This is a genomic window from Protofrankia sp. Cj5 (assembly GCF_917627405.1).
Lineage (GTDB): Bacteria > Actinomycetota > Actinomycetes > Frankiales > Frankiaceae > Protofrankia.
In genome coordinates this window covers 36093-61032 of record NZ_CAKJTO010000012.1, presented here as the reverse complement: position 1 = coordinate 61032, position 24940 = coordinate 36093, and the positions used below count along the sequence as shown (strand labels likewise).

The 24940-nt window shown below is 70.3% G+C and carries 26 protein-coding genes; 10 read left to right on the top strand and 16 right to left on the bottom strand.

Going from position 1 to position 24940, the window contains the following annotated elements; translation table 11 throughout:
• The 3 genes from MJ777_RS04920 to MJ777_RS04910 all read right to left on the bottom strand — a co-directional run.
• A partial coding sequence (locus MJ777_RS04920; protein ID WP_239373528.1) for an S-adenosyl-l-methionine hydroxide adenosyltransferase family protein occupies window positions 1-580 on the bottom strand: 580 nt, incomplete at its 3' end.
• Complete coding sequence (locus MJ777_RS04915) at window positions 577-1740, bottom strand: CaiB/BaiF CoA-transferase family protein (RefSeq protein WP_239310221.1); 1164 nt, start codon at window positions 1738-1740, stop codon at window positions 577-579. The genes MJ777_RS04920 and MJ777_RS04915, both read right to left, overlap by 4 nt.
• Window positions 1741-1767: 27 nt before the next feature.
• A complete protein-coding gene (locus MJ777_RS04910) occupies window positions 1768-2229 on the bottom strand; it encodes a DUF3099 domain-containing protein (RefSeq protein ID WP_239373526.1) in 462 nt (153 codons plus the stop codon).
• Window positions 2230-2738: 509 nt separating this feature from the next.
• Here MJ777_RS04910 and ftsH point away from each other — a divergent pair.
• Window positions 2739-4718 carry an ATP-dependent zinc metalloprotease FtsH gene (ftsH, locus tag MJ777_RS04905; RefSeq protein ID WP_239373524.1) on the top strand — a complete coding sequence of 660 codons (1980 nt, stop codon included), beginning with the start codon at window positions 2739-2741 and terminating at the stop codon, window positions 4716-4718.
• Between the two features lie 55 nt (window positions 4719-4773).
• On the opposite strand, the gene MJ777_RS04900 is transcribed toward ftsH, so the two are convergent.
• The 4 genes from MJ777_RS04900 to MJ777_RS04885 all read right to left on the bottom strand — a co-directional run bounded on the left by MJ777_RS04900 (window position 4774) and on the right by MJ777_RS04885 (window position 8979).
• A complete protein-coding gene (locus MJ777_RS04900) occupies window positions 4774-5559 on the bottom strand; it encodes a hypothetical protein (RefSeq protein WP_239310224.1) in 786 nt (261 codons plus the stop codon).
• A 62-nt stretch (window positions 5560-5621) separates the two neighbouring features.
• A complete protein-coding gene (locus MJ777_RS04895; RefSeq protein WP_239310228.1) occupies window positions 5622-6497 on the bottom strand; it encodes a GDSL-type esterase/lipase family protein in 876 nt (291 codons plus the stop codon).
• The gene (locus MJ777_RS04890; RefSeq protein WP_239373514.1) at window positions 6497-7720 is read right to left on the bottom strand and encodes a glycosyltransferase; all 1224 of its coding nucleotides are present in this window, start codon (window positions 7718-7720) and stop codon (window positions 6497-6499) included. The genes MJ777_RS04895 and MJ777_RS04890 overlap by 1 nt, the downstream gene beginning before the upstream one ends.
• Window positions 7717-8979, bottom strand: coding sequence for a glycosyltransferase family 1 protein (locus MJ777_RS04885; protein WP_239379993.1), 1263 nt, complete (start codon window positions 8977-8979; stop codon window positions 7717-7719). Before MJ777_RS04885 ends, MJ777_RS04890 begins: the two co-directional genes overlap by 4 nt.
• Before the next feature lie 132 nt (window positions 8980-9111).
• Here MJ777_RS04885 and MJ777_RS04880 point away from each other — a divergent pair, with 132 nt between their 5' ends.
• Window positions 9112-10629 (top strand): FAD-binding oxidoreductase, encoded by a 1518-nt coding sequence (locus MJ777_RS04880; protein ID WP_239373503.1) that lies wholly within the window; start codon window positions 9112-9114, stop codon window positions 10627-10629.
• Between the two features lie 408 nt (window positions 10630-11037).
• Here the strand turns inward: MJ777_RS04880 and MJ777_RS04875 are convergent, their stop codons facing one another.
• From MJ777_RS04875 to fabG, 3 genes are all read right to left on the bottom strand, one after another.
• The gene (locus MJ777_RS04875; RefSeq protein WP_239310775.1) at window positions 11038-11562 is read right to left on the bottom strand and encodes a DUF3090 domain-containing protein; all 525 of its coding nucleotides are present in this window, start codon (window positions 11560-11562) and stop codon (window positions 11038-11040) included.
• Window positions 11563-11679: 117 nt separating this feature from the next.
• Window positions 11680-12876: a ferrochelatase gene (locus tag MJ777_RS04870; protein WP_370652645.1), complete on the bottom strand. Its 1197-nt coding sequence runs from the start codon at window positions 12874-12876 to the stop codon at window positions 11680-11682.
• 253 nt (window positions 12877-13129) lie between these two features.
• On the bottom strand, window positions 13130-13846 hold the full coding sequence (gene fabG, locus MJ777_RS04865) for a 3-oxoacyl-ACP reductase FabG (RefSeq protein ID WP_239310776.1): 717 nt from the start codon (window positions 13844-13846) through the stop codon (window positions 13130-13132).
• A gap of 169 nt (window positions 13847-14015) precedes the next feature.
• Here fabG and MJ777_RS04860 point away from each other — a divergent pair, with 169 nt between their 5' ends.
• Complete coding sequence (locus MJ777_RS04860; protein ID WP_239310777.1) at window positions 14016-14330, top strand: DUF167 domain-containing protein; 315 nt, start codon at window positions 14016-14018, stop codon at window positions 14328-14330.
• A 119-nt stretch (window positions 14331-14449) separates the two neighbouring features.
• Here the strand turns inward: MJ777_RS04860 and MJ777_RS04855 are convergent, their stop codons facing one another.
• Window positions 14450-15232, bottom strand: coding sequence for an SDR family NAD(P)-dependent oxidoreductase (locus tag MJ777_RS04855; protein WP_239310778.1), 783 nt, complete (start codon window positions 15230-15232; stop codon window positions 14450-14452).
• Between the two features lie 145 nt (window positions 15233-15377).
• Here MJ777_RS04855 and MJ777_RS04850 point away from each other — a divergent pair, with 145 nt between their 5' ends.
• Entirely contained in the window at window positions 15378-16136 is a 759-nt protein-coding gene (locus MJ777_RS04850; protein ID WP_239373501.1) for an SDR family NAD(P)-dependent oxidoreductase, read from the top strand.
• On the opposite strand, the gene MJ777_RS04845 is transcribed toward MJ777_RS04850, so the two are convergent.
• The 5 genes from MJ777_RS04845 to fabI all read right to left on the bottom strand — a co-directional run bounded on the left by MJ777_RS04845 (window position 16082) and on the right by fabI (window position 18560).
• Window positions 16082-16366: a hypothetical protein gene (locus MJ777_RS04845; RefSeq protein WP_239373499.1), complete on the bottom strand. Its 285-nt coding sequence runs from the start codon at window positions 16364-16366 to the stop codon at window positions 16082-16084. The two genes, MJ777_RS04850 and MJ777_RS04845, sit on opposite strands and share 55 nt — an antisense overlap.
• Window positions 16357-16506 (bottom strand): hypothetical protein, encoded by a 150-nt coding sequence (locus MJ777_RS04840; RefSeq protein WP_239310780.1) that lies wholly within the window; start codon window positions 16504-16506, stop codon window positions 16357-16359. Before MJ777_RS04840 ends, MJ777_RS04845 begins: the two co-directional genes overlap by 10 nt.
• Before the next feature lie 98 nt (window positions 16507-16604).
• Window positions 16605-16901, bottom strand: coding sequence for a hypothetical protein (locus tag MJ777_RS04835; protein ID WP_239373497.1), 297 nt, complete (start codon window positions 16899-16901; stop codon window positions 16605-16607).
• Window positions 16894-17451: a Panacea domain-containing protein gene (locus MJ777_RS04830; RefSeq protein ID WP_239310782.1), complete on the bottom strand. Its 558-nt coding sequence runs from the start codon at window positions 17449-17451 to the stop codon at window positions 16894-16896. The genes MJ777_RS04835 and MJ777_RS04830 overlap by 8 nt, the downstream gene beginning before the upstream one ends.
• A gap of 335 nt (window positions 17452-17786) precedes the next feature.
• Window positions 17787-18560 (bottom strand): enoyl-ACP reductase FabI, encoded by a 774-nt coding sequence (fabI, locus tag MJ777_RS04825; protein WP_239310783.1) that lies wholly within the window; start codon window positions 18558-18560, stop codon window positions 17787-17789.
• 258 nt (window positions 18561-18818) lie between these two features.
• Between fabI and MJ777_RS04820 the strand changes: the two genes are divergently transcribed.
• The 6 genes from MJ777_RS04820 (at window position 18819) to MJ777_RS04795 (ending at window position 24832) form a co-directional block, all read left to right on the top strand.
• Window positions 18819-19049 carry a hypothetical protein gene (locus tag MJ777_RS04820; protein ID WP_239310784.1) on the top strand — a complete coding sequence of 77 codons (231 nt, stop codon included), beginning with the start codon at window positions 18819-18821 and terminating at the stop codon, window positions 19047-19049.
• Complete coding sequence (locus tag MJ777_RS04815; protein WP_239310785.1) at window positions 19046-19135, top strand: potassium-transporting ATPase subunit F; 90 nt, start codon at window positions 19046-19048, stop codon at window positions 19133-19135. Before MJ777_RS04820 ends, MJ777_RS04815 begins: the two co-directional genes overlap by 4 nt.
• Window positions 19136-20797, top strand: a complete 1662-nt coding sequence (gene kdpA / locus MJ777_RS04810; protein ID WP_239373495.1) for a potassium-transporting ATPase subunit KdpA — start codon at window positions 19136-19138, stop codon at window positions 20795-20797.
• On the top strand, window positions 20797-22986 hold the full coding sequence (gene kdpB / locus MJ777_RS04805) for a potassium-transporting ATPase subunit KdpB (RefSeq protein ID WP_239310787.1): 2190 nt from the start codon (window positions 20797-20799) through the stop codon (window positions 22984-22986). The genes kdpA and kdpB overlap by 1 nt, the downstream gene beginning before the upstream one ends.
• A gap of 5 nt (window positions 22987-22991) precedes the next feature.
• Entirely contained in the window at window positions 22992-23879 is an 888-nt protein-coding gene (locus MJ777_RS04800) for a potassium-transporting ATPase subunit C (RefSeq protein ID WP_239373486.1), read from the top strand.
• A gap of 233 nt (window positions 23880-24112) precedes the next feature.
• Window positions 24113-24832: a response regulator gene (locus tag MJ777_RS04795; RefSeq protein ID WP_239373484.1), complete on the top strand. Its 720-nt coding sequence runs from the start codon at window positions 24113-24115 to the stop codon at window positions 24830-24832.
• The last annotated feature ends 108 nt before the right edge of the window (window positions 24833-24940 follow it).

Below are 24940 nucleotides of genomic sequence, written 5' to 3'. Positions count from 1 at the left end.
CGGTGGCGGCGGACGCGGTGGCGGCGGACGCGGTGGCGGCGGACGCGGTGGCGGCGGACGCGGTGGCGGCGGACGGGCGGACAAGCCGCAGCACCGGCGGGGGGAGCCGCACGAGCCCGGCAGGGTCCACCGGCGCACCGAGCCCGGCCAGGCTGTGGCCGGCCGCGAGGGCCGCGGCGGCGGGCGCGAACACATCCCGCCCGTGGAATGTCGCCGGTGCCTCGGCGGGAACCGCCAACGCGACCGCGGAACCCACACCCCCGAGCGCCTCGGCCGCAGGCGGCAACAGCCCGTTGTCGGGACCGACAAGAAATCCCCGCGGGGTGGACACCGCGAGCGCCCGCCGCGAGGTTCCCACCCCCGGGTCGACAACCGCGAGGTGCACCGCGCATGGCAGGTGGCCGACTGTCTGGGCGAGCACGACCGATCCCCGCCGCAGGTCACCGACAGGTATCAGATGGGTGATGTCAATAATGCGCACGCCAGGCGCCCGGCACAGCAACACCCCATGGCAGGCAGCCACGAAACCGTCAACCAGGCCGTAGTCAGACAGAAAGCTGACATACGCCGGCCGGATCACACGACCCCGTTCGTCCGGAGCCGGGCGATCTCCCGGGCCGGGTAACCGAGCTCGGCGAGGATGGCGTCCGTGTGCGCGCCGAGCGCTGGCAGCGGTCCCAGCGACGCCTCCTCGCCGGGGAAAAGGACCACCGGGCGGAGCTGGCGTACCGGTCCCACCGGGGAGTCAACCGAGGCCCACCGGTTCCGGGCAGCCAACTGAGGATGATCCAGTAAATCGCGCGCGGTGTTGAGACGGGCGTAGGCGATACCGGCGGCCGCCAGCCGGGCTTCGGCCTCGGCCGTGGTCAGCGCCGCGACGGCGGCCGCGACCAACGCCTCGGTGCGCGCGCGGTTACGCACCCTGGCCTGATTGGTGGCGAAGTCCGGGGCGGTAGCGGCCTCGGGCCGGTCGAGCACGCTGGTTGCCAGCCGGACCCATTCACGATCGTTCTGGACCCCGATCAGCAACCGGTCGCCATCGATCGTGGCGAACGCCTCATAGGGCGCGATCGACGGATGGCCAATGCCCAGCCGTGGCGGTTCGACACCGGTGTGCTCGACGGTCTGCACCGAGTACCCCATCCACTCGGCCAGCGCGTCGATCATCGTGATCTCGAGGGCGGCACCGGCGCCGGAACGCTCACGGCGCAGCAGCGCCGCCAGCACCGCCTGGACGACATAGGTCCCGGCGGAGACGTCGCCCGCGGCGAACCCCGCCTTCGCGGGGTGCTCATCCGTGCCCGTCGCGGAGATCAGCGCGCTCTCGGCCTGGACGAGCATGTCGTAGGCGCGCCTGTGCGCATAGGGGCCATGCGCGCCATAGCCGGAGAGATCCACCGCCACGAGCCGGGGATGCGCCGCGACCAGCGTGGCCGCGTCCAGGCCCAGCCTGGCCGCCGCGCCCGGCGCCAGGTTCTGTGCCACCACGTCCGCGCGGCCTACCAACCGGTGGACTACCGCACGGCCTTCAGGTGCCTTGAGATCGATCGCCAGTGACTGTTTGGATCTGTTCAGCCAGGCGAAGTGGGCCGACATCGCGCCCCGGACCGCCGTGTCGTAGGCCCGAGCGAAGTCCCCCGACCCCAGCCGTTCGACCTTCACCACCCGGGCGCCGAGGTCAGCGAGATGACGGGTGGCGAACGGCAGCGCCACCGCGTGCTCCACGCTGACAACGGTCATACCCTGCAGCGGCAGCACCCCCTCACACTATCGGCCGGAGGCGGCGCGATCCGCGGCCACACCGTCGGCAGCCACACCGTCGGCAGCCACACCGCCTACCACACCATCCACGACCGAACCGTCCACGACCGAACCGTCGACAGCCTCACCGTCGACGGCCTCACCGTCGACAACGACGTGATGAGCCCGCGGCAAAGCCGACGGCGGCACATCGCCAGCCGGCCGTCGTGGGATGAACAGCGACGGGGTGTCCCGCTGGATCGGCGGGCCGCCGTTGGCGAACACCACCGCCAGCCACGGGAGGACGACAGCGATGGCGATCGCGGCGAACCGCGCCCAGCCGCGCAGCGCAACCACGGCGAGAATGAGGCACAGCGTGCGGAACAGCATCGAAATCACGTAGCGTCGCTGGCGGTGTTGGATCTCCTCCGGGCGCGACAGCGCCGCGCGGGTAATCAAGGTGGCGTCGCTGTTCCGCCTGATCCGCACTCACGCGCTCCCTGTGACTGGCTTCCTGACCCACCCAGACGCCCGGCGCCGCGGCACCCTGCGGACCGCGCCGCGCATGGTGGCCAGAGGAGGTCTCCGTGCCTGTCAAGTGTGCGCCGATGCTGCCCGACCCGCCCGCAAAGCCCCTTCCAGCACGCCTTGCCATACCGATTTCAAGATCAACACCGGCCGCAAAGTCACTGTTGGCTACACAATCAGCACACAGTCGGCTGTCAGGGCGGCCGGCCGAGAGCGCCCGGCAACAGGGGCATGGACCACGGGACGGGGTTCGAGGCGCGGGCATCGCGAGGCGGGGCGGGGAGCCACCGGAGGTACTGGGTGGCTGGGCGCTCTGATTCCCGACAGCACGGTGAGGATAGCCACGACGCCAATCGGAGGACTCGTGCGTTGAAAGGGGTATCGATCGTCTGTGACGGACGCAACAGCGGGCTACCGGGTTCGGGTGATGTTTGCCTGGGTGGCAGCGGTGCAGGCAGGAGCAACAGAAAATGATCTCTCGTAGAAGATCTCGCCAGAACACCCGGAGCCATCTGTCGACCTCGGCTCGGTCCGGGCCTCCCCGCGACACTCCGCCGAAACCCGCGCCCACCCCACCGCCGACATGGCGCCGCTGGCTGCTGCCCATCGGCATCATCATCACCGTTGCCCTGTTGTTCGCCCCCAGCATGTTTTCGAAGCAGGAGACCGCCTACAGCTTCACCCAGCTCACCCAGCAGGTGGACGCCGGTGCGGTACAGAAAGTCACGATCAATGACAAAGGCGGTGTCACCGGGACTCTCAAGGACGGCACCGCGTTCAGCTCACAGGTCCCGACCGCTCTCGACACCCAGGGCGTCCTCGCCCAGCTGGAGGCCAAGAAGGTCGACGTCAAGGCGACCCACGCCGGCACGTCCTTCCTGTCGATCCTGCTGAGCTTCCTGCCGCTGCTCCTGCTGGTGGCCTTCTTCATCTGGTCCGGCAGAGCGGCGCAACGGTCGCTGGCGGGCGGGCTCGGCGGCATCGGCCGGTCCCGGACAAAGATCGTTGATGCCGAGCGCCCGACGACCCGGTTTGCCGACGTGGCCGGCTACGAGGGCGCGAAACAGGAGGTCAGCGAAATCATCGACTTCCTGCGGCATCCCGAGCGATACCGGCAGGCCGGGGCGAAGGGCCCCGGTGGGGTGCTCATGGTCGGGCCGCCCGGTACCGGCAAGACGCTGCTCGCCCGAGCGGTCGCCGGTGAGGCCGAGGTGCCGTTCCTGTCGGTGAGCGGCTCCGGGTTCGTCGAAATGTTCGTGGGGGTCGGCGCCTCCCGCGTCCGCGACCTGTTCAACGAGGCACGCAAACGCGCTCCTTCCATCATCTTCATCGATGAGATCGACGCTATCGGGGGCAAGCGGGGGTCCGGTCTCATCGGCGGCGGTCACGACGAGCGTGAGCAGACGCTCAACCAGTTGCTGGCCGAGATGGACGGGTTCGACCCGGCCGAGGGCGTGGTTGTCCTCGCCGCGACCAACCGGCCCGAGACCCTCGACCCGGCGCTGCTGCGTCCTGGACGGTTCGACCGGCAGGTCACCGTGCCGCTGCCCGCCCAGCGGGAACGGGCGGAGATCCTGAAGGTGCACTGCCAGGGCAAACGCTTCAGCCCGGAGGTGGACCTGACCGTGGTCGCGCGGGCGACTCCCGGGTTCTCCGGCGCCGATCTCGCCAACCTCGTCAACGAGGCCGCGATCAACGCCGTGCGGGAGAGGCGCGGCGTGCTGACGGCCAATGACTTCGACGCGGCCCGGGACAGGATCATCCTGGGCCGGCGCGACGCCACCAATGTGCTGCTGCCCGAGGAAAAACAGTCGGTGGCCGTCCATGAGTCCGGGCATGCGCTGGTGGCGGCGCTCTCGCCGCACGCCGATCCGGTAGCGAAGATCACCATTCTGCCAGCGGGAATGGCGCTTGGCGCCACCCAGCAACTGCCCGAGGACGAACGACACCTCTACACCGAGAGTTACCTGTACGCGTCGCTGGCGGTGCGCCTCGGCGGGCGGGCCGCGGAGCTGGTCGTCTTCGGCCAGGGCTCGACCGGGGCCGCCAACGACCTGGCCGGCGCCACGGCGCTCGCGACCCGGATGGTCCGCGAGTTCGGCCTGTCCCCCGTGCTCGGGCCGGTGGGTTACACCTCGGGCAGCCCCCAGTACCTCGGCGGTGAGGAGCTGGTCTCCAGACCGTACTCGGAGGAGACCCAACGGATCATCGACGCGGAGGTGGCCAGGCTGCTGCGGGAGGCCGAGGAACACGCCGTGGCGCTGCTGCGGACCCACCGCGGCGCGCTGGACGCGCTCACCGGCATCCTGTTGGAACGCGAGACCGTCGACGGCGACGTTCTCGACAGCGTTCTGCGCGAGCACGCACCGGCGTATGCGGCTGGCCCGGCCGATCCAGCCAGCCCGCCGTCCCCACCGGCCTCCCCGCGGACTTCGCTGGGTAGGAACTGACGCCTCCTTGACCGGGACCGGACCACGAGCACGGCCGGGACCGGGACCGGGACCGCTATCTGGCCATGGACTGCGAGGGATCGAAGGCGCCGTAGGCTGACTCGCAGGCTCGGCGGACCGCCGCGGACAACGCACGCAGGGTGGTCGAGCGCCGGCCGATCTCCTCGGCTGTGACCGCCGCCCCATCGTCGCGGGCCGCGAGGTCGATCAGGCCCGCGATCCGCACGGCCCGCGCGAGCAACGCGTGCGCGGGCGGCGGGTAGCCCGGCGCGAGCAACGCGGCCGGCTCGTCGGTGTGGCGGTCACGGAGCACCGAGAGCACCGCGGGCCCTGCCTTCGCGCGGTCAAGAGTGACCAGCGCGGTGGTCGCGGTCCGGATGGCTTCGTTGAGTTCGTGCTCCGCCGCGCGCAACGGCGAGGGTGGCGGCGGCAGGTGGGCACCGGCCGCCGAGCGCCAGTGCACCGACTCCAGGCCGCCCTCGACCGCCGGACCGTGCGCGGTCACCGAAGGCACCAGGAGCAGCGGCGGGACGGGGCCGAGCAGGACAATTGCCTCGCCGGCGGCAAGGGCTTCCCGGTTGGTCTCCGGCGGTCCCGGCAGACCGCTGACATCGCCCGGTACCGGCAGGACGAGCCGCAGCCGCCGGGCGCCGACGGTCCGCAGCCAACCGAGCCCCAGCGCGAGTCCCTGCCCGTCGACGGTGTGCGGGGCGCCGGGCCCGCCGGAACCCCGCTGGATCTGGGCGATCGCCTCGTCAGTGCTGACAAGCCCGGCGAGCCAGGCATTACCCCATCCGGTGAGTGCCCCCGAGCGAGGCGAGGCAGCTTGGCCGCAAATCACGATGCCTACGTTAAGGAATGATGCCCCTGTCCTGCGACGATCCGGGCTAGGATTGCTGAGGGTCACATGCGTTCGACAGTTGGCAACGAACCGGTCGTGGCCGGCATAACCCCATATCCGTACATCCGCCCCGGCGACGATTTCTCGCGCGCCGCCCGGATGCGGTGGAGCTGGCGACGCATGGGCGAGGCTGGGCGGGCCAGCAGCCACGGTAGGCCCACCAACGCCAGCCAATGGGCGTGAGCGAGCCGGGTAGGCGCCACGGGCGGCGCTCCCACCGTGGGCAGGACCACCGGGGAAGCACCGGCTTCGTGGAGAGCTTCGGCGAAGGCCCGGGCGATGAGCTGGTGGCCGCGAGGCCCCGGGTGCACCCGGTCCACGTCGAAGGTGGCCAGCTGGTAGACGTCGGGATGGCGCGCCAGATCGACGACCAGCACACCGGGGTCGGCCGCGGCGGCGGCGTCAACGGCCGCGTTGAGGTGTCCGACCCGGGTCGTGAGCAAGCGCCGCGCCGGGCCGGGCAACCGCAGCAGGCGTCCGGGATCGTGCAACCGCGCCATCAGTACCCAGCTGCCCGCCGCCCGCAGATCCCGGACGCTCCACACGAGGTTGTGCCGCAGGCGCAGCGGATCGAACCCCGGTGACAGCACGTCGTTCATGCCCGCGATCAGGCTCACGATCTGCGGGCGCATGGCGAGGGCTACGGGGATCTGGCTACCGCGGACATCCCGCGTGGTCGCGCCGGTGGCCGCGAGGTTCGCGAACCGCACCTGGCCGGCCGGGGCCAGGCACGCGGCCAGCGTGGCGGCCCATCCTCGGCCGGCGAGCGCGCGCTCGGCCTGCGCCCGGCGGTACCGGCCCATGCTGACCCCGTCACCCAGCCCGGCCGTGATGCTGTCGCCGAGCGCGACAAAACAGATCCCGTTCGCCGTGGCCATCAGGCCGCTCGCGTGGCGCCGCCGTAATGCCCACCGGCAACGTGCTGGTCAGCGGCAACGTGCTGGTCACCGGCAACGCCCAACACGACGCTATGCGCGGGCAGCGAGGGCAGGCCGTGCGCGGCGAGGAACCCGTCGACGGTGACGGCCCACGGGAAGTCCTCGGCGCGCGCCCGAGCCGTGCGCCGACGGGTGGGCGTATCGATGGCAAGCAGCTCTTCGACAGCGTCGGCGAAGGTCCAGCCGCTGCCTGCCGCGACGATTCCGCTGCCCGGTGTGACAAGCTCCGCAAGCGCGCTGCTGTGGTGGACGACCACCGGGGTACCGCTCGCCATCGCCTCCAGCGCCGCCAGGCCGAACGTCTCCACCGGCCCGGGAGCGAGTACCGCGTCCGCGGTGGTCAACAGGCTGGCCAGACGGTCCCGGTCCGCCACGTGACCGAGGAAGATGACCGGGAGGCCGCTCGCGCGCCGGGTGAGCCGCCCCCGGCTCGGACCGTCACCGGCGATCACCAGGCGGGCGGCCACCCCGCGGCGGACGAGCTCCGCCAGCGCGTCCACGGCGGTATCCGCCCGTTTTTCCGGCGACAGCCGGCCGACGTTGACCAGGAGCACCTCGCTGTCACGGGCGAACGCCCGACGCAGCGCGGTGTCGTAACGGCCGGGGTGGAAACGATCGAGATCGACGCCCAGCGGGATCTGGCGCAGGTTCGCCGCGCCGATGCGGACGAACTCGGTCCCGGCCCACGCGGTGGTGGCGACCACCGTGTCAAAGGTCCGGGCAAGCGCGCTGTTGGACCGGTCAGCCGCGGCACGGACCGGCAGCACTCCGCGCAGCGGACGCGGCGTCCACAGGTTCAACAACCGGTCAAGGCGCTCATGGCTGACGACGAGAGAGCCCACGCCGGCACGGCTGGCCCAGCGGCCCAGCGGCCGCAGCGACGCCCGGTCGTGCACCTCGACGCGGTCGGGCGCCGCGGCGTCAAGATGCCGGATGACCCGCCATGGGTCGGTCAGGACACGGTAGTCCGTGCCAGGCACCAGCGGTGCGCGCATGGTCACCACCCGAGCCTCGGGAGCGTAACGGACGCTGTCCCGCTCCCCGGGCAGGACCTGGATGACCTCATGACCGGCCGCGGTGTAGCCGGCGGCGAGATGGCGCATGGTTGTGCGGATACCACCGGACCGCGGCGCGACGAAGTTGGCGGCCTGAACGATTTTCACCGGATGCTCCCGTCCTCGTAGTGATATGCGCCGTTCCCGCCGCTGTCTGGGCCGTAGTGGTCGACAGCGGCCCGGCGGAGCCGCGCCCGGCGGGCGAGGACGGTCCGCGAACGCAGGGCGCCGACCCGCGCCTGCGCCATCCTGAAACCGCGGACGTCGTGGTAATGGCCGATAAGCTCGTCCCCGATCGCGCTCCACCCGCAGCCCGCGACCGATCGCCGGGCGGCGGCGCCCATCGCCCGGCGCCGATCGCCGTCGGCGAGGAGCATCGCGACGCGGTCGGCCAGCGCGGCCGGGGAGTCCGGGGTGAAGTGCAGGCCGGTGTGCCCGTCATCGACCACGTCGAGCAGGCCGCCCGCGGCCGGGGCGACCACCGGGACGCCGCTGGCCTTCGCCTCCTGCGCGGCCTGGCAGAACGTCTCGTGGGAGCCGGTGTGGACGAACATGTCGAGGCTCGCGACAGTCGCGGACAGTTCCCGGCCGGACTGGAAACCGAGAAACGTGGCCTGCGGCAACTGACGTTCGAGCGTCGCCCGCATCGGCCCGTCGCCGACGATGACCAGCCGGACCCCGGGAAAATCCCGCACCGCGCCGAGCAGGTGTATCCGCTTCTCCCGGGCGAGGCGGCCGACGTAGCCGACCAGTACCTCGCCCTCGGGCGCGAGGCGGCGGCGCAGCTCGGCGTCCCGATGACGCGGGTTGAACCGCTCGAGATCGACCCCGCGGGCCCAGCGGGCGATCCGGTGAACGCCCTGGCTCAGCAGCATGTCGACCGCGGGCCAGGACGGCGCGAGCGTCCGCCCGGCCAGCCGGTGGACGGTCGCCACCCATCGCCAGATGGTGCGTTCCGCCTGGCCCAGTCCGTAGCGAGCGGCGAAGCCGGCGAAGTCGGTCTGGTAGACGGCGACGCTCGGCAGCCCCAGCCGCCACGCGGCGAACGCCGACTGCGCGCCCAGCCCCGCCGGAGCCGCCAGGTGCACGACGTCGGGCCGGAACCCCGCCAGCACACCGACCAGCCGGGGCCACGGGGTGGCCACCCGGAATGTCGGATACCCTGGCAGCGGAACAGATGGTGCGCGTAGTATCCGAGCGCCGGCATAGATGTCCGGATCGGCGGCGGGTACGTGCGTGCCGGCGGCTGGGGCGATGACAAGCGCTTCGTGCCCGCGGTCCCGAAGGTGTTCGAGCACACGGCAAACCGAGTTTGTCACCCCGTCCACGTGCGGCAGGAACGACTCGGTTACCACCGCTACGCGCACAACATTACGCTCCCAAGCTACGGCTATAGATCCCGGACATCCGCTCGTCCACAACGTGAACATTGTGGCACGACTTGGTGTTACTGATCGCGGCGTAGCGTGAGAAGGCAGTCATTCATGGAGGCCGGGATCGTGAGCGGGATCGTGGATGGGACCGTCCGGCGCAACACCGGCCGTTCTGGCGACAGCCGGCTGATCACGGATCTCATGGAGCTCCTTGGCGCGGCCCACGTCCTGGTCGATCCCGATCTCACCGCCGGTTACGAAACCGACTGGACGGGGGCCTTCACCGGTCGGGCTACCGCCGTGGCCCGGCCCGGGTCGACCGATGAGGTCGCCGCCGTGCTGCGCGTCTGCGCCGCCCATGGCGTACCCGTCGTGCCGCAGGGCGGCAACACCGGCCTGGTCGGCGGTTCGGTACCGGCCGGGGCCGCCATCGGCGCGGTGGTGCTCAGCCTGCGCCGGCTCACCGCGATCGAACCGGTCGACGCGGCCGCGGGCCTGGTCACCGCGGGCGCGGGCGCTACTCTCGCCGACGTCCAGGCGCATGCGCGCGCGGCCGGCCTCGACAGCGGCGTGGACCTCGCCGCACGGGATTCGGCGACGCTGGGCGGCATCGCCGCGACCAACGCCGGCGGTGAACGGGTCCTACGGCACGGGATGACCCGCGGCCAGGTCGCCGGGCTGGAAGCGGTACTCGCCGACGGCCGGGTCGTGCGGCGGCTCACCGGGCTCCCCAAGGACAACGTCGGTTACGATCTACCCGCCCTGTTCGTGGGCAGTGAGGGCACCCTGGGGGTCATCACCAGGGTGCAGCTGCGACTGGTCGGGCTGCCCAGCGCGCGGACCACCGCGCTGATCGCCCTGGCCGACGTCACCAGCGCGGTCGAGCTCCTCGCCCGGCTGCGGGCCGCGGTCGGTTCTCTGGACGCCGTCGAGCTGATGTTCGACGACGGCATCGATCTGGTGCGCGCCCACCAGGGCCTGCCGCCGCCCTTTCCCGACCGTCCCGCCGACCGGTCCCGGCCGTCCCGGGCGCACAACACTCCCTACCTGCTGGTGGAGTGCGCCGGGCGCACCGATCCCAGCGACGAGCTCGCCGCCGTGGTCGAGACCGCCAGCGGCGTCCTCGACGTCGCCGTCGCGGCCACCCCCACCGAGCAGGCGCGGCTGTGGGCCTACCGGGAGGGCCACACCGCGGCGGTGAACGCCCTCGGCGTCCCCGTCAAACTGGATGTCGCGGTCCCCCTCACCCGCATCACCGCCTTTATCGACGACCTGCGCGAGCTGGTGCCAACCGTGGCGCGGCCGGCCCGCCTCCACCTGTGGGGGCACCTCGCCGAGGCGAACCTGCACGTCAACGTGACCGGCCTCGACCGCGACGACAGCCGCGGGCGCGAGAGGCTCACCGACGCGATCCTCACCCGGGTCGCGGCCGACGGCGGCGGCATCGGCGCCGAACACGGCGTGGGACGCGCCAAAATGGCCTGGGCAGGCCTGTCCCGCTCCCCCGCCGAGCTTGCCGTGATCGCCGCCGTGAAACACGCCTTGGATCCGGCCTGCCTGCTCAACCCCGGTGTCCTCGTCCCGCCCTACGGCATCGCGCTCACGCCAGGCTCGCCCGTGCCCACGCCCCCGCCCCCCGCGTAGACCACCGCACCCCAGGAGAGCGCACGGATCCTATCCGTAACCACCACACGATCCATGATCTCGACGTGCTTGCTGTTATGTACGGTTTTCAGCCGCATAAGAGCGCCCGGCAATAGGGGCGTGGATCAAGGAGCGGGGCTGGGGCACGTACATCGCAAGGCGGCGGAGGGAGCCACCCTGGTATTGGGTGGTGACCGACGACAACACAGCGAGGTGCGTGCCCCAGCCCCGCGACGCCGCGTCCCTATTGCCGGTCGCTCTAAACGTACCCAACGACAAACACACGCCGATCTTGCCAGCGAAATATGACGGCTCGCATCAATCAACATATGCCACGAGCCACACAAACAAACGCGTCATCCACCGGTGGTCGTCGAGCTGGGCCAAAGGGCAAGGGCCAAAGGACGATCAGTTGAGACGGGGGCAGAAGTGCCCGGTCGGCCCGTCCGGGCGTCCGCACAGCACGCACGGGGGCCTACCAGCCGCGACGATGCTGCGGGCCCGTTCCACGAAAGCCTTGGTCTGGTCAAGGGAGAGGGATACCTGGAGGGTGTCGAGCGAGGTGTCGTCGGCGGCGGCGCCTGCCTCACCGCGAGCTCTGCCCGCGGCTTCGACCAGCACCCGCTTGCCGTCCCATGACACGGTGAGCTGGCCGAGGTGGAAGTCCTCCTCGAAGGGGGCGTCCAGCGGCGCGAGATCGACGAAGACCTCCCGGGCCTCGGGTACCCGCACTCCCCCGGTGCGGCTAAGCTGGCCGAGCAACGTCGTCAGCCCTTCAGTGAGCGCATTGACCTCGATCTTCTCCAGGCCGACAGTGACGACATGTCCACGCGAGCTGGCTTGAAGGTAGAAGTCACGTTCGCCGGGCTGGCCGACGGTTCCGACCACGAAACGGTCTGGCGAGTCGAACACGTGCCGCTGCTGCTGGTACACCTCATCCCTCCCTGATGCCCTTGGCCACGCTGGCCTTTCTCGACGCCCTCGGTGCCCTCGGTGCCCGCGAGCGCGCGAACAACATCATGACTGTGCACTTCTCGATCGCTAGATCAGTCAACGTCGCGTCCGCCGGGATTCGTCCCCGGCAACGTTAGCGATATCGAATCTGGTAGTGGTATGGCGGGTAGGCTCTTCATCCGCCGGCGTACCGGCCGCGGCCGGTCGACACGTCCGGTCGGCGCAGCACCGCAGCGGACACACATCGTGGCTCGGCCCCAGCTCGCTGACCGCTAGCCGTGGGCCGTCCCCATACCTACGCTCGTCCAGCAGCTCCCGGACCATGACGACGAACCGCCGGTCGATCCCCACCGTTGCCGCCCGGCGGAATACCAGACCCGCGGCCCTGGCCCGCGCGGCTGCCTCCACATCAAGATCGTAAACGACCTCCATGTGGTCACTGACAAAACCGATCGGTACCACCACAACCGCAGTGATGGTATCAGTGGCGCCGAACGCGGCCAGCTGGTCGCCGATGTCCGGGGTGAGCCAGGGGACGCCCGGCGGCCCGCTGCGGCTGACATAGGCGAGATCGTGACGATAACGGTGGCCGGTCCGGGCAGCCACCCGGTCGGCGACCGCGGTGGCCGCCGCCGCGAACTGCCGAGGGTACACGTCACCGTCCGGGCCGCTGGCCACCGACTGCGCGACGGGGATCGAGTGGGCGACGAAGAGCAGCCGTGTGCCCTCCCGCGCCGGCTCGGGAATCGTCCCAAGCGCGTCAACGACGTGGTCGACCATGGGCAGAACGAAGCCGGGATGATCAAAGTAGTGCCTCAGCTTGATCAGTTTCGGGGCGGCCGGGCCGGCCGCGGCCCGAGCGTCGGCGAGATTTTCGCGGTACTGGCGACAGCCGGAGTAGGAGGCGAAGACAGACGTGACGAAGCAGGCCGCCCGCCCGACGCCGTCACGGCGCATCCGCTCAAGAGCGTCACCGAGAAACGGCGACCAGTTGCGATTGCCCCAGTACACGGGCAACGGTGCGAGCTCAGCTTCCAGCGCGGCAAGCAGTGCCCGGTTCTGGTCGTTGATCGGGCTGCGGCCGCCGAACCGCCGGTAGTGCTCGGCGACCTCGGCCAGCCGGTCATCGGGGACACCGCGCCCACGGGTGACGTTGCGCAGGAACGGCATGACGTCCTCGGGCGCCTCCGGCCCGCCGAAGGAGACCAGGAGCAACGCGTCGATCCCGACCGGATCGACCGGCCCTGGGCCGCTTCCGATACGAACACCTGTGATCCCGCTGTCGCCCGACACGCCTCGATCGTCCCCCGCGCACGGTGCGCACCGCATCCCGGGCCTGCTGTGCGACCCCGCTTTCAGCATTTCATCAGGTACGCCGGCCAGCGGGCATGGCTGACGCCGCCAGCCACCCGAACGCCCTGACGACCCTCCCGGGCAGCCCGCCCGGCCGGGTGTGGTTCCAGATGAGCTGTATCGCGGTTCGGCCGGCAACGCAGCCAGGGGCCAGCTGGGTGCGGATCACCCGGATAAAGGCTCCGAAAAAGTTCTAATGCCCCATGCCCAGCCCACCGTCAACCGGGATCAGCGCCCCGGTGATGTAGGAGGCCTGCGGCGAGGCCAGGAACGCCACGAGCGCCGCGACATCCTCCGGTTCGCCCATGCTCCGGGCCGGCACATGAGCGACCATATTATCGCGTTGGGCGTCGGTGAGTGCGTCGGTCATGTCGGTGCGGATCGGGCCGGGAGCCACCACGTTCGAGGTGATACCGCGCGGCGCGAGCTCGCGGGCAAGCGAACGGGACAATCCGATCAGCCCGGCCTTGGACGCGGCATAGTTCGCCTGCCCGGCAGCACCCACCGTCGCGACCACCGACGAAATGAAGATCAGACGGCCGCGCCGCATCCGCAGCATCGGCCGAGCCGCCCGCTTGGCCACGCGGTACGCGCCGAGCAGGTTGGTGTCGATGACGTCCTGGAAGACGTCCTCACTCATGGTCAGCAGAAGCGTGTCGCGGGTGATCCCGGCGTTGGACACCAGCACCTCCACCGGCCCCAGCTCAGCTTCGACCTCGGCGAAGGCCTTGTCGACCGTCTCCGCGCTGGTGACATCGAGCCGAACGCCGTACATCCCCTGCGGGGCGTCTCCCCCGCGGCTGGCCACGACCACCCGGTCACCGGTCGCGGCCAACGCGGCCGCGCATGCGGCACCAATGCCTCGGTTACCCCCGGTTACAAGCGCCACACGCCCTTGAGCCTCCGCCATAGTTCGGATGGTAACCGCCAAACGGCGCGCCCAGAGCTCTTCACCGTTGCCAACACACCGAGCTCCCGCGGCGGTGGCTGCCGCCGGCTGTTTCCCGGCCGCCGCCAGCCCGATCCGCGCCCTGGCCGGTGGCCGTATTCGCGTGGACGATGCGCGAGACGATGCGGCCATGCGCCTGACGATCAGAGTCCACCCCGGATCGGCCCGGACCTCGGTCGGCGGCTTCCACCATGGCGCGACCGACGGCCGGTCCAGCGACAGCGCGCTCGTCGTGCGCGTCACCGCCCCCGCTGTGGACGGCCGGGCGACCGCGGCGGCGCTCGCGGCGCTCGCCACCGCCTTTGGCGTCCGCCGCGGCGAAGTCGTGCTGGTAAAGGGGATGACAAGCCGTATGAAGACCGTCGACATCGGCGGGCGGCCCGAGCCCGAGCTACACGACCGGCTCGCCGAGCTCGCTGTCGGCCCCGCCCGGCCGCCAACGTGAGTCGACACCCCCGACGGCCTCGGCCTCGACCTCGGGCCCGCCCTCGGGCCGGCGGCTGCCGAGCACCGAGCCGGGGCCGGGGCCGGGCCCGAGGCCGAGGGGGTGTCGCCTCCGGCAGGTCAGTCGCCCAGATACGGCAGCGCGAGCTTCGCGCTCGTCCCACCGTCGAGCGGCAGCGCCACACCCGTCACATACGCCGACGCATCCGATGCCAGCCACAACACGGCTTCGGCGATCTCCTCCGCGGTCGCCAGCCGGCCGAGGGGGATCTGCCGTTCGTAGCGGGCGAGCCGGTCGTCTCCACCGATCCGGTCGGTGAACCGCGGGCTCGCGACGGCGCCGGGCACGACGGCGTTCACCCGAACCCCGCTGGAGCCGTACTCGACCGCGGCGGAACGCACCAGCTGTACGACGCCGGCCTTGGCCGTCCCGTAGGGGCCTGTCCCCGGCACCGCGCCCATGCCCGCGCCGGAGGCGGTGACAATGATCGAACCACGCCCGGCCGCCGCCATGACCCGCAGCGCCGAACGGACGCAGTAGAAATTGGCATCAAGGTTGAGTGCGATCTCCGCGCGCCATCGGGCGTCGTCGATGGACGCCAGCGGGCCCTGCGCAAGCCCGGCACCGGCGTTGCTGTGCATGACGTCGAGCCGTCCCCGGCTGGCCACGACATCGTTGACGAGGCTGTCGACAAAGTCCGGCTGGGTGACGTCGCCGGGATACTGCTCGGCGCTACCGCCGTCGGCATGGACCCGCGCGACCGTCTCCTTCGCCCGACCATGATCAAGGTCGTTTACCACGACGTGGGCGCCCCGGGCCGCGAACAGGCGTGCGGTTGCCCGCCCGATCCCCGAACCACCGCCGGTGACGATCGCCGTACGGCCGTCAAGACAGTTGATCATTGTAATCAGCCCTCTCCCATTCCCTGCACCAGCCCGCCCGCCCGTCGCCAACGACGGGACCTGGCGCGCCAGACAATCGACATCCCATCAAGTAGCCAGATAAATTAACTCTAATTAGATCCATGCGGACGGACGGAGACCGGTGATGACGGGGATGCTTGTCGGGCGCAAGGCGCTGATCACCGGCGCCGGGCAGGGGGTCGGCCGGGGCATCGCTCTCGCGGTCGCCGCGCAGGGCGCCGCTGTCGCCCTTGTCGGGCGGACCGAGTCAAAACTGCTCGACGTCGCGAAGGAAATCCGTGAGGTCGGCGGCGAGGCGGTGACGATACCCGCCGACGTGACCCGCCCCGAGGACATCGCCCGGAGCGTGACCACGGCGGTCGACAGCCTCGGCGGCCTGAACATCCTCGTCAACAATGCCCAGCAGACCGCGCTCGGCACGCTCCTTGACATCGACGAGCCCGCTCTCCAGGCCTGCTGGGAATCGGGCACCCTCGCCACCTTCCGGTTGATGCGCGCATCTCACCGGTACCTGCGCAACGGCGGCGTCGTGATCAACCTGGGCAGCTCGACGGCGGTGAACCCGATGCCGGTCGGCCGGGGTGTCTACGCCTCGGTCAAAGCCGCGACCCACACGCTCAGCCGGGTGGCGGCGGCGGAGTGGGGCAAGGACGGGATCCGGGTGCTCACGGTACTGCCCGCGTCCACCAGCCCGGCCGCGGAAGCGTGGGCGCAGGCCCAGCCCGCGGAGTACGCCCGCAGCCTCAGCGCCATCCCGCTGGGCCGGCTCGGCGACCCGCTGCGCGACATCGGAGGCGTCGTGGCCTTCCTGTGCAGCGACGCGGCCGGTTACATAACCGGCACGACCATCGCTCTTGACGGTGGCCAGGCGTTCCTGCGCTGACGCCGCCGGCTCGTCTCGACAGGCGGCACACCGGCCACCGGCGTGCCGCCACGAGCCGCAGCCGCGCGGACCGCCTTCTGGATCACCGCCCGCATCGACCACCGTCCACCAGACAGACCCGGGTCGTGGGCCTCATAGCCGAGATGGGTGGTCATCTCGGCATCGAACGCGGTCTCGAGGAGCAGCTTCGTCAACTTCCTGAGCATCCCGCCCGGCCCGGTCAGCGACACCCCTCGGCCCTTGCCTGCTCGACCAGACGCCGAGTGAGTTCCAGTTCCTCGTCGAGGATCGCAGCGCCGCTCTCGGTACCGGCGACCGCTCGTTCGCCCGCGATGGTCTCCGCTGCTGGATGTGTCGCCATGCTGGTCATCTGGTGCCTCCCCTACCTGCGTCTATACACAGAGCGCGATATGGGAGTTACACCGTTGTTCTTACAGCCCCGGAGGCACCTGGGTTCCATTCCCAGGATCAGACAGGCCGGTTCAGCGTAGCGAAGCTGTCGCAGCGCACCACATGATCTCGCTCCTCGATCCAGTAGGAGCAGCAGACTACCGACCACTCGCCATGCTCAGAGCTCGGTACCGGACCGAACCACAGGTTCGGGAAGCCCGGCTCCCGGCGGACACCCTGATACGGATCATCGATACGGGTGAAGATCCAGGCCAATACGAGCTGGCGTAGCTTGTCAGCCGGCTTCTCCTGATCGGCCCACAGGTCGAACCGCTCCAGGAAGCCGACCAGCTGCCAGGGTGTGGTGTCAGCCACTCTGTCCCAGCCGGGCATGTAGCTCGTTCAGGTCATCGGGCCGGCCCGGGCCGCGCCGCTCGGCCGCGCCGGCCAGCCAGCCAGCGACCGCCGCGGAGTCCAGGACGGGTTCGTCCTCGGCGGTGGCCGGTGCGCCGGCGGTCGCGAAGTACTCCCGCATGGACTGCACGGTAATCGGCGCCGAGTCACCGGGGCGCCGACCCTGGTTCGCCGTGTACCAGGGGAGCTCGCCGTGGCTGAGGATCTCGAGGTCGTGGCCCGTCAGCGCGCCGTACCGGCTGAGCACGTACCCGATGGTGTTCAGTTCGGCCTCGCCGCCGGCGTCGACGCGGCCGGGCGGCCGGGCCGTCCCGTATTTCTCGTCCCGCCACAGCTCAGCCACCACGGGGCCCATGTCCCACGCTGAGATCGCCTCGCTGAACAGCGGTTCGTCGAAGGCCGCGAGATGGTGGCCCTGGCAGTAGTAGAGCAGCTTGTGCAGCTTCTTCGCGCCCAGGCCGGGAAGCCGGGCACGGAGGATGGCTGCCACGTCGCGTGCCGGGATCGGCATGGCGCCTCCTGATCGGTCGTCAAGGATGTCTCTGGCTACTGTAGTTTCAATCCCTCCTGGGAGCGATGAGGACCGGAGCCGCGCGGATAACGTCCGTCCGATCGTCGGTTTCAATCCCTCGTAGGGGCGATGAGGACCCTACGGCCGCCAGCCACACCACCCTGTAGGCCGGATGGGCGTTAATGCTCGGCGAGGTCCCGCTCCAGCCGGATCACCTGGAGCTCGCGGGCAGAGGAAGGCGCCCTGCTGCTGGGCGCCGGCTGACGACAACGCGGCCGGGCGGGATGCGGGGAGCCGCGAGCCGGACAGTCCTATCCTCGGTCGCTCTTGTTCGGCTAGGTGCCGATCGCGTGCACACCGCCGTCCACATGAATGATCTCCCCGGTGGTGGCGGGGAACCAGTCCGACAGCAGCGCCACGCAGGCTTGCGCTGTGGGGCCGGTGTCGTGGATGTTCCAGCCCAGTGGCGCACGCTCGTCCCAGACGCTCTCGAACCGCTCGAACCCGGGGATGCTCTTGGCGGCCATCGTGCGCAGCGGCCCCGCCGCGACCAGGTTGACCCGCACCCCGCGAGGTCCAAGATCACGAGCGAGATAGCGGGTGGCGGACTCCAGACCGGCCTTGGCCACCCCCATCCAGTCATAGGACGGCCAGGCCACCGCCGCGTCGAAGTCGAGCCCGACGACCGACACCCGCTCGCTGAACAGCGGCAGGGCCGCCCGGCACAGGGCAGCCAGCGACCAGGTCGAAACCTGTACCGCGGTGGCGACCTCGGCCCAGGGGGCCTCCACGAACGGCTTCCCGCCCAGCACGGATTCGGGTGCGAAGCCGATCGCGTGCAGTACGCCGTCCAGCCCGTCGGTGTGCTCAAGCACCCGGTCGGACAACGCGCTCAGGTGCCCTTCGTCGGTCACGTCCAGCTCGATGACGGGAGCCTCGGCAGGCAGCCGCCTGGCGATCCGCCGGGTCAGCGACAGCCCGCGGCCGAAGCCTGTCAGCACCACCGTCGCGCCCTGTTCCTGGGCGATCCGGGCGACCCCGAACGCGATGGACGCATCGGTCAAGACGCCGGTGACAAGGATGCGCTTACCTACAAGGAGTCCACTCACAGGCGGCATCCTGTCAAACATCACCAGTGCCTGGCGAGACGCCGCACCGACAAATTCACCCGCCGCCAGCCGTGGATCCCGCACGACCGAGCGCCCACAGCATGATCGCTTCGATGACGCTGGCCGGCGTCAACACGGCGTAGGAATTTTCCGGATGACCGTACACAGGGCGTCAACGCCGGCCGCATGTGCCGCCCGCCTGGTCCAGCATGACCGACGGCAGACCAGGGCGGCTGCCGTGAGCTGAAGGAGTGTGCGGTGTCCGGTGCGCCGCGGGGCTGGCAGGTCCGCGCCTGCGGGCGGACGGCATCCGGCTGGCCTTCCGCCGCTGCCCGTGTGACGAGCCCGGTGGCGGCCGGCCACCGGACATCCCCTGCCCGACCGACTCGAAGGCCAGGAGCGCCCATGCGTGACGTTCTGTTCGTGCTTATCACCATCGTGGTCTTCGCGCTGCTCGCGCTGACCGCGAAGGGAGCGGAAAAGCTGTGAACGCGGAAAACATCGTCGGCTTGGTCCTCGCCGCCGCGACCACGGTCTTCCTGGTGGTCGCCATCCTGTTCCCGGAGAGGTTCTAGATGAACACGACGACCGCGGGGCTCGTCTTCGTCGTCGTGCTCGTTGGCGCCCTTGCCCTGTCCTACGGGCCGTTCGGCGACTACATGTACCGCGTCTACACGGGCACCCGGCACCTGCGGGTGGAACGCGGCGTGTACCGGCTGGTGGGGGTGGATCCCGAGGCCGACCAGCGCTGGAGCACCTACCTGCGCAGCGTGCTGGCGTTCTCCGTCGTCGGCGTGCTGTTCCTCTACGCCCTCCTGCGGCTGCAGCATCGGCTGCCGCTCAGCCTCGGTTTCGCGGGGATGGAACCGGGCCAGGCGTTCAACACGGCGGTGAGTTTCGTCACCAACACGAACTGGCAGTCGTACTCCGGTGAGTCGACGCTCGGCCATCTCGCGCAGATGGCCGGTCTCGCCGTACAGAACTTCGTCTCGGCCGCGGTCGGCATGTCGGTCGCGATCGCGCTGGTCCGCGGCCTCACCCGCAAACGGACCGACCAGGTCGGCAACTTCTGGGTCGACCTGACCCGGACCTGCCTGCGCATCCTGCTGCCGGTCGCCGTCGTGGCCGCGGTCGTGCTGATCGCCGGCGGCGTGATCCAGAACCTGCACGGCAGCCGCGCCATCACCACGCTGGCCGGCGGCACGCAGAGGGTGACCGGCGGCCCGGTGGCCAGCCAGGAGGCCATCAAGGAGTTCGGCACCAACGGCGGCGGTTTCTACAACGTCAACTCCGCGCACCCGTTCGAGAACCCAACGAGCTGGACGAACTGGCTCCAGATCTATCTGCTGCTGCTCATCGGCTTCTCGCTGCCGCGGACGTTCGGCCGGCTGGTCGGCAACACCCGCCAGGGGCTCGCGATCGTAGCGGTGATGGCCAGCCTGCTGATCGCGAGCTTCGCGGTGAACGCGGGCTTCCAGATGGCCCACCACGGCACCGTGCCGGGCGCGGTCGGCGCGGCGGCGGAGGGCACCGAAACCCGGTTCGGGATACCCGACTCGGCCGCATTCGCCAGTAGCACGACGATGACCTCCACTGGGGCGGTCGACTCGTTCCACGACTCCTACACGAGCCTCGGCGGGGCGACACTCCTAGTGAACATGATGCTCGGGGAGATCGCTCCGGGTGGCACCGGGTCGGGGCTGTACGGCATGCTCATCCTGGCCGTGATCACGGTGTTCGTCGCCGGGCTGATGATCGGACGGACGCCTGAGTACCTCGGGAAGAAAATCGGCAGCCGGGAGATCAAGTTCGCCTCCCTCTACATCCTCACCACACCGGCGGTCGCGCTGATCGGCACGGCGGCCGCGATGGCCCGGCCCGGTGAGCGGGCCGGGATGCTCAACGCGGGCGCGCACGGCCTTTCCGAGGTCCTTTACGCTTTCACCTCAGCGGCGAACAACAACGGCTCCGCCTTCGCCGGCATCACCGTGAACACCAACTGGTACAACACGGCGCTGGGCATCGCGATGCTCGCCGGGCGGTTCCTGCCGATGGTGTTCGTTCTCGGCCTGGCCGGGTCGCTGGCCCGCCAGCAGCCGGTGCCGATCTCGGCCGGAACCTTGCCGACCCAACGGCCGCAGTTCGCCGGGATGCTCGCCGGCGTCGCCGTCATCGTCGTCGCGCTCACCTACTTCCCGGCGCTCGCGCTCGGGCCTCTCGCGGAGGGCCTGCACTGATGTCCACCACTGCGATCGGAGCGCCCGTGTCACCGCCTGACATCCCAGCCCACCCGGCGCACCCAGCCCAGCCGGGGCAGCCGGGGCCACCGCGCCAGGTGCGGGGCGGGCTGCTCGACCCGAGACAGCTGTGGCGTTCCGCCCCGGGCGCGCTGCGCAAGCTGAATCCGGCGACGCTCTACCGCAACCCGGTCATGTTCATCGTCGAGATCGGCGCGGTCTTCACCACTGTGCTCGCGATCCGCGACGAGACGGCGTTCGCCTGGCTGATCGTCATCTGGTTGTGGCTGACCACGCTGTTCGCCAACCTCGCCGAGGCGGTCGCCGAAGGCCGCGGGAAGGCACAGGCCGAAGCGTTGCGGCGGACGAAGACCGACACCCTCGCCCGGCGCCTGACGCCCGCGGGCGGCGAGGAACAGGTGCCCGCACCGCGGCTACGCCAAGGTGACCGGGTCGTCGTCGAAGCGGGCGAGTTCATCCCCGGTGACGGAGACGTCGTCGAGGGCATCGCCAGCGTGGACGAGTCGGCGATCACCGGCGAGTCCGCGCCGGTGATCCGCGAGGCGGGCGGCGACCGCTCGTCGGTGACCGGCGGCACCCGGGTGCTGTCCGACCGCATCGTCGTGGAGATCACCCAGAAGCCGGGAGAGAGCTTCATCGACCGGATGATCGCGCTGGTGGAAGGCGCGAACCGGCAGAAGACCCCGAACGAGATCGCGCTGAACATCCTGCTGGCCTCGTTGACGATCGTCTTCGTGCTCGCGGTCGCGACACTGCAGCCGCTGGCGATCTTCTCGAAAGCACAGCAGCCCGGTATCCCCGACACCTCGGCGCTGGGCGGCAACGGGGTGACCGGCATCGTCCTGGTGTCGCTGCTGGTCTGCCTGATCCCCACCACGATCGGTGCGCTGCTGTCGGCGATCGGCATCGCCGGCATGGACCGGCTGGTGCAACGCAACGTGCTGGCGATGAGCGGCCGGGCCGTGGAAGCCGCCGGTGATGTCAACACCCTGCTGCTGGACAAAACCGGGACGATCACAATCGGCAACCGGGAGGCACGCGAGTTCCTCCCGGTCGGCGGCACCGATGAGCACGAGCTGGCCAGGGCCGCGCAGCTGTCCTCGCTGGCCGACGAGACGCCCGAGGGCCGCTCCATCGTCATCTACGCCAAGAACACCTACGGCCTGCGGGAACGCGCCCCCGGCGAGTTGACCCACGCACGGTTCGTCGCGTTCACCGCGCAGACCCGGATGTCGGGGGTGGACCTCGGCGGCAGCGCCGGGGGCCAGCCGGCGAGCGAGGTCCGCAAGGGCGCGGCCAGCTCCGTCATGGCCTGGGTCACCGAACGCGGCGGGACGATCCCGCCGGACGCCGGTGAGCTGGTGGACGGCATCTCCGCCTCCGGCGGCACCCCGCTGCTGGTCGCCGAGGCCACGGACGGGGCTGCTCGGGTCCTCGGCATCGTCGCCCTGCGCGACATCGTCAAGCAGGGCATGCGGGAGCGGTTCGACGAGATGCGGCGGATGGGCATCCGGACAGTAATGATCACCGGTGACAACCCGCTGACCGCCCGCTCCATCGCCGAGGAGGCCGGGGTCGACGACTTCCTCGCCGAGGCGACCCCCGAGGACAAGCTCGCGCTGATCCGGCGGGAGCAGGAGGGTGGCAAGCTGGTCGCGATGACCGGCGACGGGACCAACGACGCTCCCGCGCTGGCCCAGGCCGACGTCGGCGTCGCCATGAACTCCGGCACGTCGGCGGCGAAGGAAGCCGGCAACATGGTCGACCTCGATTCCAACCCGACGAAGCTCATCGAGATCGTCGAAATCGGCAAGCAGCTCCTCATCACCCGCGGGGCGTTGACCACGTTCTCCATCGCCAACGACGTCGCCAAGTACTTCGCGATCATCCCGGCGATATTCGCCGCAGTGTACCCGGGCCTGGACACACTCAACATCATGCGGCTGCACAGCCCGCAGTCGGCGATCCTGTCCGCGGTCATCTTCAACGCTCTGGTCATCATCGCGCTGATCCCGCTCGCCCTGCGCGGGGTGCGCTATCGGCCGGCGAGCGCCTCGCGGATGCTGCGCCGTAACCTCTGCCTCTATGGTCTCGGCGGGCTGATCGTTCCGTTCATCGGCATCAAGCTCATCGATCTGGCCATCCAGTTCATCCCCGGAGCCCGGTGACTGTCATGTTCTCTCGCGTCCCTGTCTGGATCCGCCAGCACCTTGCCGCGCTACGGGCGATACTCGTCTTCACCATCCTGCTCGGCTTGGGCTACCCGCTGCTGGTTCTCGCCATCGCCCAGCTCCCCGGCCTGAAGGACAAGGCCGACGGCTCGTTCGTCCGCGATGCCAGGGGCACCGTGGCCGGCTCGAGCCTGATCGGCCAGTCGTTCACCGACGACAAGGGCAACCCGATCACGAAGTACTTCCAGAGCCGGCCGTCGGCGGCCGGCGGCGGCTACGACCCGACCGCGACCAGCGCGAGCAACCTGGGCCCGGAAAGCATCGTCGACACCCTGGCGGACCCGAACGTGACCGACGATTCCGGCAAGCAGAGCCTGCTCACCCAGGTCTGTGCCCGCAGCGCCGCGATCGGCACGCTCGAGGGCGTCGACGGGTCGCGGCCGAACTGCACGCCTGGCGGCGTCGGGGCCGTCCTGTCGGTGTTCTACGACCAGCCCGGCTACCAGGGCGCTGTCACCCGCGTGGTCAGTGTCAACGAGGAGTGCCCGGCTGCTCCGTTCATCACGAGTTTCGCCGGGGTGAAGGTCGAGTGCCACACCTTCGGTGACGATGTCTCCGCCGGCAAGCTGGTCGTCGTGCGTGGCGACGCACCCGCCACACCGGCGGTGCCTGCCGACGCGGTTACCGCCAGTGGCAGTGGGCTTGACCCCGATATCTCCCCCGCCTATGCCCGCCTGCAGGTCAACCGGGTGGCGAGGGCCCGTGGCCTCGATCCGGCCGTTGTCCGCGCGCTGGTCGACGACCACGTCCACGGCCGGGCGGTGGGCTTCCTGGGTGAGCCCACCGTCAACGTCCTCAACCTGAACAGGGCGCTGGAGCGGCTGCGCTGAAGCAGACTGCACAGTAGTCGCCAGCTGACAGCGGCCAGATGACAGCCGCCAAAACCCGGGGCACCGCGCACCCGTTCCGTGCCTGACCCGCTGGCGCGGATGAGCGGCCCGCGCCGAGGAACGGAGTCGGACATGCCCGGTCATGGTTCGGTCGGCGGAGCTGCCGACAAGGGGCGCGCGGCTCCGGCCAGCACCAGCCCCGCCGCGGGGGCCGCGCATCCGGCGCGCCGGCCATGAGCCGGGTCCTTGTCGTCGACGACGAGCCACAGCTCGTGCGTGCCCTGCGCATCAACCTGCATGCGCGCGGCTACGAGGTGCAGACCGCCGAGGACGGACGGCAGGCGCTCCGCCGCGCGGGCTCTTACCAGCCCGACATCATCCTGCTCGACCTGGGCCTGCCGGACCTTGATGGCGTTGAGATCATCCGCGGGGTTCGCGGCTGGAGCACGGTCCCGATCATCGTGCTGTCAGGCCGGGTCGGCAGCAGCGACAAGGTCGCGGCGCTCGACGCCGGGGCCGACGACTACGTCACCAAACCATTCGACATCGACGAATTGTTAGCACGCCTGCGCGCGGTGTCACGCCGTACGCCGGGCGGCGAGGACCTGGAACCGATCATCATCGGCAACTGCCAGATCGACCTCGCCGCCCATACGGTCACCTGTGCTGTGCCCGCGGCGAGGGCCGCCCGCGGCCCGGCCGTGCCGGCTGGGGCGGGCCGCGACGTCCGGCTCACCCCGACCGAGTGGGCGCTGCTGGAGGTCCTGCTACGCCACCCGGGCAAGCTGGTCAGCCAACGCCAGCTCCTCACCACGGTGTGGGGACCATCCACGCCAGACAGCCATTACCTGCGCGAATACATGGCCCGGCTCCGGCGCAAGCTGGAGCCCGACCCATCGCGCCCCCGCCACCTGCTCACCGAACCGGGCATGGGCTGCCGCTTCCGGCCATAAGAGGCTCCGGCGACAGGGGCGTGGATCACGGAGCGGGGCTGGGGTGCGTGCATCGCGAGGCGGTGGAGGGAGCCACCGGAGGTGGTGGGTGGCGACTGACGGCAACGT